Origin of the sequence: Wolbachia endosymbiont of Nasonia giraulti (genome assembly GCF_048054155.1) — a bacterium.
GTDB lineage: Bacteria > Pseudomonadota > Alphaproteobacteria > Rickettsiales > Anaplasmataceae > Wolbachia > Wolbachia pipientis_C.
This window is the reverse complement of record NZ_JAFEVH010000047.1, coordinates 1-7,349: the sequence shown is the minus strand read 5'-3', so window position 1 is coordinate 7,349 and position 7,349 is coordinate 1. Positions and strand designations below refer to the sequence as shown.

The window sequence follows — 7,349 nt, the reverse complement described above, 5'->3', positions numbered from 1 at the left end:
CATAAGCTCTGCTACCTCAACCTTTGTCTTACCTTTTTCTATCATCAATACTGCCTTTTCCCTTAAATCCACACTATATGCCATTATAACTCAAATACTTTATTATACCTTTATCATTTACTTTAGGAAATACTATAGTAATGTTTAGGGATAAATATCTGATGGGTAAGAAATATAAAAAACACAACTTGTTTGATATACCAGACAATGATTCAACGATTTTGGAGTTATATGTCATATTGAATTTTGCCTTTGAATATCAAATTAATGCAGTTATAGGAATAATAGGCTTCAATAATAAATTTAATGAGATAAACGATGCATTGAGTATGATCACAGAGCATTTTTATAAAAATTGCCGTAGTGATGATTTTCTAGGATTTATTGATGAGAATAAGGTGCTTTTTATTTTGATTAACTGTGATGCAAAGAACACATCTAAAATAATTAGTCGTATATATTCTACCATTAATAAGCAGTTACTAAAGCGAAAGTTACCAAGTATATCAATTATTTATGGAAATATAATTCAAAAACATAGTGTGAAGAATGCTTAAACGCTTTTGTCATTAATTGGTTTGTAGTATCTAAGTTCTACACAATATAAGAATTGTTTTTTATTTCTATTAAGCTTATATTAAAAATTTAAGCTTAACTATGAGGTTACTGATCAAACTATTTTCATTATTATTCGTGGTAGGGAGTGTCAATGCTAGGGTAATTCTGGATAAGGAGATGTTTTATGCAGAACTAGATGGAAAAATAGATTTAAGATTTGGTTACGCTTTCAACAGAGATTCTTTTAGCTCTACAAAAGACAAGACCTCAAGTTATTCAGACCTGCGCTTTCTTTATTTGCAGCAAGTTTATCCCAATACGCAAATGGGGTTTAATGTTAAGGCAGGAGTTTCTGCTATTGCAAACCTAAAAGCATTAGACATAGAAAAATTAGAAATGGAGAAGTGCTATTTTATCATAAAGAACCAGGAGTTTGGATCAGTTGAATATGGTAAAGGAAGTTTAGTTAGTCAGAGTATGTTAATTAACACTTCAAAAATTTACACAGCTGCTGGAGGAATAAATGGTCATTGGACAGATTATGCAAATTTGCGCGGTAATAAAAAAAAAGATGATGGTTCTGGGTATGATAAGGATAAGGTATTTTGGGTCAAGCCTAATATTTATAGCGACTATAATAGACTAGAACTAAAGTTAAAACAACCAACGTTAAACTATATCTCTCCTAAAATCTATAACTTTCAACTTGGATTTAGTTATGTTCCAGGTAAAAATAATTTACAATATAACAATCTAATAGCCGCTGGTCTTTCGTATGAAAATGGCCTATCAGATGATATAAGTTTTACTACTGCCTTGGCTGGTGAGTTTGCAAGGGAAAATTTAACTGACTGCTCGGATGGTACTTCTCAAAATTATGAATGCCGTAATCAATTACTACACTGGAATTTTGGATTGAAGCTAAAACTTTTTGAACTTGATTGCATTTTTTCGTACGGTAATGGCGGTAAATCTGGTGAGAAGCGTAGTCCTGAAACAAATAATATGCATTATGTAAATTCAGGTGTTGCTTATCATTCTGATTCTCGTAAAGTGAGCTTAACATATTTTAATAGTGTTAGGTATATTGCAGGTAAAGGTACAAACGAATTCACATCACAGGCTTTCAGTCTTGAATATCCATTAGCTCTTGGCACTTCATACTACTTCGATATTGTAAAATTTAGTACTCAGGAACCTGTAGTAAAAGATAACAACTACGGGTATGTGCTTTTGGCCGGATTGAAGCTAAGTTTTTAGTGAAGTAACTGGTATGTAAGTATTGTAGTAATGAGAGTAAAATTGAGTTGTTAATATATTTGATATTATAAAAATAACTATTACATAAGATTTTCAATAAAAAGACATTCTGTTACTAATCCAAGTGTAGGAGAAAACGGTTATTAATTAGCAAACCAAGCCCTTCAGTAAGCGCATCTCTTCAGGTGCTCTTTTTTTCTTTTTTATATATAAAAAAATTAGATAGTATTGTGAGTGCGGTTTTTTCTGTGTTCTGATGCTTTTCAATTCTATAGCTTTTGTATTGAATTTCCTTTTTTTACTACTATTTCTCTATATTGTTGTAAGAAAGAACAGAAAATTTAGTGAGAATCTTGAGAAGAATTTACTTAAAGTAGAACATGAACTTCAAGAGGCAAAACAGGCTTTAGTAGATAAAAATAAGGAAATAGTTGATTTGAAAGTGAGGAACGCAGAACTTCAAGTAATTCTTCAGAAAGAGCGTGAAGAAAAGAAAAAGGAAATAGAATTACTAACAAAAGCAGAGGAGAGGCTTACGAACACTTTTAAAGCACTTTCTCTTGATGCTCTTCAGGTAAACAATAATAATTTTCTGAACTTAGCAAAAGAAGTGATCGATAATAAGCTAAAAGAAACAGAAAGTGACTTCAAAAAAAGGCAAGCAACGATCAACGAAGTTATCACTCCAATAAAAGAAAAATTAGAAAAATTCGACAGTGAAATACGTGAGCTAGAGAAAGAGAGGGTAGGGGCCTACGAAGGTTTAAGGGAGCAAATTGGAGCATTAATGAACCAAACTTCTAGCCTTGCTAACGCCTTGAGGAAACCTCACATTAGAGGTAAGTGGGGTGAAATGCAGCTAAAAAGAGTGATAGAGATGGCGGGAATGATTGAATATTGCGATTTTTTTACTCAAGCCTCAGTGATTGATAAAAACGAGGACAATTTGTTGCGTCCTGATTTAATAGTAAAAATGCCATCAGGAAAGCAAATAATAATAGATGCTAAAGTACCACTTGATTCTTACATGGATGCTATGTCGCAAAATGATTTACAGATACAAAAGGAAAAATTGAAGAATCATTCTCTGGCAATAAAAAAACATATAAATGATCTAGGCAGAAAGGAATATTGGAACCAATTTGAAAATACGCCAGAGTTTGTGGTGCTTTTTTTAACAGGAGAAGGGGTTTTCAGCGCAGCACTAGAATGTGAACCAGCTTTGATAGAAATTGGAATAGAAAAAAAAGTAATTATTGCAACACCAATCACTTTAATTGCGCTACTTAGGACAGTAGCCTATGGATGGAAGCAAGAGATGATAGCTGAAAATGCAAAGAAAATAAGTGAACTAGGCCATATTTTATATGAGCGAATCTGCACAATGGGCGAAAATTTTGATAATTTACGCAGAAGCTTAAAAAGTGCTGTTGATCATTACAATAAAACTGCTGGTTCGCTTGAGGTAAGAGTGTTTCCTGCTGCCCGAGAATTCAATAAGCTTGGTATACATGCAAAAAATAAAGAACTCACTGCTGCAAAAGAGTTGGAATCTTTACCACGCAGTTTACATGCTGAGAGGTTGAAAGTAGATTAGTATTTCAGGTCTCCTTAACTTACATTTGCTGATTAAAACAACTTTCTAAAAATTTTTTTTATATAGCTCAATTCCTGCACATCATTTGCTGCATAAACAGGTATAGTTTTTTGCTCAGTACCAGGTATTTCTACAAAAATTTTGCCCACTTCTTGACCTTTTTTAATTGGTGCGGGTACCATATCTTTATACTCAATACGCACTTTAATTTTATCATGTAATCTGCGGTTATAAGTTATGGTAACATCGTTTGCAACTGTAACGGGCACCTTTTTATCTTTTCCATAAACAATATTTATTTCTTCAACTACGCTATCCTTAGCAAATATTTTCTTGGTATTAAAATGATTTAAGGAATATTGTATTAGTCTTTTTGCTTCCTCTATTCGCTCTTTCTCGGTGTCCAAACCATTCACAACAGCAAAAATTCTCCTATCGTTCCGTTTTGCAGATACTATAATTCCATAACCACCAGCACTCGTATGACCTGTCTTTAGACCATCAACTCCAATATCATGGAAAAGTAAAAGATTTTTATTTTTTTGTACAATATCGTTATATGTCAAATATTGTTCAGAGAATAGATCATAGTATTCAGGAAAATCGGTGAAAATTCTTTTTGCCAGTGTTACCAAGTCTTTTGCGCTCATAAAATGGTTTTCATCTGGCCATCCACTTGAGTTAACAAAATGACTATCATTAAGATTCAAATCTTGTGCAACTTCATTCATTTCAGCAACAAAATTCTCTTCTGATCCTGCGATACCCTCGGCTAGCACTATGCATGCATCATTACCTGAGGCAATTGTAATTCCTTCAAGCAGTTCTTTTACAGTAACAAATTGACCTTCTTTCAAAAACATAGAAGAGCCTTTCCTTTCCCATGCTTTTCTACTTACTCGAAATTTATCTTCCATTTTTATTATTCCAGCTTTTAGATAATCGAAGGCCACATATAAAGTCATTAACTTGCTCATTGAAGATGGGGCCATTTTTTCACTGGAATTATGGTCAAAAATGAAAGAGTCTGAAGCTAAATCTAAAACAACTGCTTGCTTTGCTTTAGTTCTAAACTGATATGAGTACGAATTAAAAGGGAGTATAAAAATTAATAGCAAAGTTACTAATTTGCTTAACATATTTATAATTTTAAATTTATAATGTGCTAAATTAATAGTATGATTTTGCACGAGCATTTCAATAGATCTCTTGCATAAAACTTCCTTGACAAACTGCGCCAGCCCCCTTATTATGACAATAAGAGTATTTATCCTTGTTTTCGATCCGCGCGGGTTCAACAACAAAAATTCAGTAAAAAACTCAGATATTTATTGGCAAATTACATAAAAATTATAGCGGCTGCATGTCTTTTTTATTTTTTCTACATTCAGCCAAAACGCGCTTATTTTAAGCGTTAGCACATTATTACAGCGCCAATTTACATTATTATAGGGTCAAAACTCGTTACACGGGGATTTTTTTGCCTTTTTTATAACTAGTAAATTTATTAATATTTGAGGTGTCATCCCAGTGCTTGACACTGGGATCCAGTTGAGCTATTTCAACAAAAATACTGCATTTGAGATGAACATTTGTTCTTACCAGAGTTATTTACAAGTATAACAATTAAAGTTTGGATTCCAGTGTCAAGCACTGGAATGACATCAAAGGGGCTATTTGCATGACATTCTACTATGTCATTCCAGTGCTTGATGCTGGAATCCATAAATTTTTTGAGCACAAAAGTTATGCTAGGTTTTTGTTGGTAAGAAACCAGTGTCAGCTACTCGGATGACATAGAAGGAGCACTGGGATGATATATAGAAGGGACACTGGGATAGAGGCTACTTGAATGACAAGAAGGAGGGAGCAGGAGATGACAAGAGAGGGGCTACTTTCATTTGCTGTCTTCAAAAATTTACAATTATGCTTCATGTATTTTATTAAATATTTTACTTAAAAATTCAATTTCTTATTATAAGAGATAAGCAATTCATGAATAATGAAAGATTACAAAAAAGGTCATAGAAAGCGCCTAAGAGAGAGAATTATTTTAGATAACGGACAATCATTACTTGATTATGAGATTTTAGAACACATTTTATATTCAGCATATAGTAGAATCGATGTAAAGCCAGTAGCAAAGAGTTTGATAGAAAATTTTGGTAGTTTAAATAAGGTTTTTAATGCCGATTTAGAAGCACTGCAAAATATTAAAGGAGTTAATAATGCAGCCATATCTGCTATCTTTTGTGTGAAACAGGCTTTTGTTCGTTCTGTACGAGAAGAAGTAAAGGACCTACCTATAATCAATAACTGGGAAAATTTGCTTGATTATTTAAAAGTAAGTATAGGAAGCCTTAATAAAGAAAATTTTCGTGTCATCTATATGAATAAAAGATATCGTCTAATAGCGGAAGATCTGCAGAACTTTGGTACAGTAGATCAAACTCCTATTTACGTTAGAGAGATCATAAGGCGCGCTCTTTTGATTGGCTCAACATCCATTGTAATATCCCACAATCACCCAAGTGGAGATATACAGCCTTCAAGCAGCGATATGTTTCTCACTAGACAGCTTAAAGAAGCTTGCAAAAGCGTAGGGATAGAATTAATAGATCACATTATTATCACATTTAGTAGCTATTTTAGTTTCAAGGAAAATAGGCTTTTATTAGAGTAGATCTAAAATTGCTTTTGCCATTTTTCTTATTATGGAAGTAAAGCTATACATGAGGTGGTTGCCAGTGGAACAAAAATTTTCCTTCTGGAGGACAATGTGTGATTTAGGTGGCGTAATAGTGGCAAATTGAAAGAAATACATGGTATTTGCCACTATTAGAAATCTCCTGTTTTGATAAGACTTATGAGGTCTTTGTTGGTTTTTTGAATTTTGTTGAAGCACTCACATGCTTACTCTAATATTTTGTTCACAGAGCCTAGTTAGCTCAATTTCAAAGTTAATTTGTGAAGCTCTGAGTTCTGTTAGGGGATTTTCTGGTTGAATATCTAGCTTATTCTGTATGTTCGGTAAACAAATTAAAGCCGAATCAAAAATTTCATCATACTGCTCTGCTTCATGTGCGCAATTGATTATTTCTTCGAATTCTTCCACATCTTGCGGCGTATCTTTTAATATTGCTCTTATTTGGTTTAGGTTTTGACGAATTTTTTCCTGATATCCAGCAATTCTCTCTTGATATATATCAATCATTTTTTGACATGAGGTGCCTCTAAATGGGTGTTCTGCTTTTTCCTTTATGTAGGAGCTCTGAAAATTTTTGCAATTAAGGACTGCTTCTCTACATTTTTTTATGTCACTAATTATACTGGTTATTGACTTACTTGCTTTCTCCTGCTCTTCTTTTTTGATTATACATTCATTCTTTGTTTGGCTCATTTTATCATACAGATTTCTGCATTCTTTATATGATACCAGCGGTTGTAGTATTCCTTCCTCTACACCTTTATTATAAAAATTCTTCAACTCATCGCTTGATAGTATTCGTATAGCATCTTTCCTTTTACCTTGTAATTTAGGATACTTTTTGTTCAGTGAACTAATATAATTTAATAGGAAACTCTTAGTTAAATCTTCCTTTTTAACTTCTGATAATTTTTCTAGTGTTTCTATATATTTCAAAGTTTCCGCAAAAAGCTGCGCACCAGATGGAGCAAATCCTGGCAGTGGTTTGCTCTGCGCCTTATAAAAATCGGTTTGTAAAAAATCTTCGGCTTGTTTTTTTATTACTGAAAGTTCATTGAAGGCTTTTTCTGGATTGATTTTTTTTAAAATACTATAGTATTTTCTAAAATGGATGATAAAGTTCCATTATGGTATTACCAACCAAAAGCTGTAAGTCTGTATATTTATACATGAGAGGTCTGAGGCGGCTTTTGATGGTATGCCAACAGTATTCTATAGGATTCAAAT

The 7,349-nt window shown here is 32.9% G+C and carries 6 protein-coding genes; 4 read left to right on the top strand and 2 right to left on the bottom strand.

What is annotated here, in order from left to right:
- Window positions 1-140 precede the first annotated feature (140 nt).
- The 3 genes from JR312_RS05320 (at window position 141) to JR312_RS05310 (ending at window position 3,415) form a co-directional block, all read left to right on the top strand.
- Entirely contained in the window at window positions 141-557 is a 417-nt protein-coding gene (locus JR312_RS05320; protein ID WP_416647906.1) for a hypothetical protein, read from the top strand.
- A 100-nt stretch (window positions 558-657) separates the two neighbouring features.
- On the top strand, window positions 658-1,818 hold the full coding sequence (locus JR312_RS05315) for a porin (protein WP_416647905.1): 1,161 nt from the start codon (window positions 658-660) through the stop codon (window positions 1,816-1,818).
- 256 nt (window positions 1,819-2,074) lie between these two features.
- Window positions 2,075-3,415: a DNA recombination protein RmuC gene (locus JR312_RS05310; protein WP_416647904.1), complete on the top strand. Its 1,341-nt coding sequence runs from the start codon at window positions 2,075-2,077 to the stop codon at window positions 3,413-3,415.
- Window positions 3,416-3,447: 32 nt separating this feature from the next.
- Here the strand turns inward: JR312_RS05310 and JR312_RS05305 are convergent, their stop codons facing one another.
- Entirely contained in the window at window positions 3,448-4,554 is a 1,107-nt protein-coding gene (locus tag JR312_RS05305) for a D-alanyl-D-alanine carboxypeptidase family protein (protein WP_264330504.1), read from the bottom strand.
- Between the two features lie 863 nt (window positions 4,555-5,417).
- Between JR312_RS05305 and radC the strand changes: the two genes are divergently transcribed.
- The gene (gene radC / locus JR312_RS05300) at window positions 5,418-6,098 is read left to right on the top strand and encodes a RadC family protein (RefSeq protein WP_264330503.1); all 681 of its coding nucleotides are present in this window, start codon (window positions 5,418-5,420) and stop codon (window positions 6,096-6,098) included.
- A gap of 222 nt (window positions 6,099-6,320) precedes the next feature.
- Here the strand turns inward: radC and JR312_RS05295 are convergent, their stop codons facing one another.
- Window positions 6,321-7,058, bottom strand: coding sequence for a hypothetical protein (locus tag JR312_RS05295; protein ID WP_416647903.1), 738 nt, complete (start codon window positions 7,056-7,058; stop codon window positions 6,321-6,323).
- Window positions 7,059-7,349: the final 291 nt, after the last annotated feature.

Excerpts from the sequence above, each read along its gene's own strand:
- JR312_RS05320 (WP_416647906.1), top strand. The coding sequence starts at position 141 with ATGTTTAGGGATAAATATCTGATGGGTAAGAAATATAAAAAACACAAC.
- JR312_RS05315 (WP_416647905.1), top strand. The coding sequence starts at position 658 with ATGAGGTTACTGATCAAACTATTTTCATTATTATTCGTGGTAGGGAGT.
- radC (WP_264330503.1), top strand. The coding sequence starts at position 5,418 with ATGAAAGATTACAAAAAAGGTCATAGAAAGCGCCTAAGAGAGAGAATT.
- JR312_RS05310 (WP_416647904.1), top strand. The coding sequence starts at position 2,075 with ATGCTTTTCAATTCTATAGCTTTTGTATTGAATTTCCTTTTTTTACTA.
- JR312_RS05305 (WP_264330504.1), bottom strand. The coding sequence starts at position 4,554 with ATGTTAAGCAAATTAGTAACTTTGCTATTAATTTTTATACTCCCTTTT.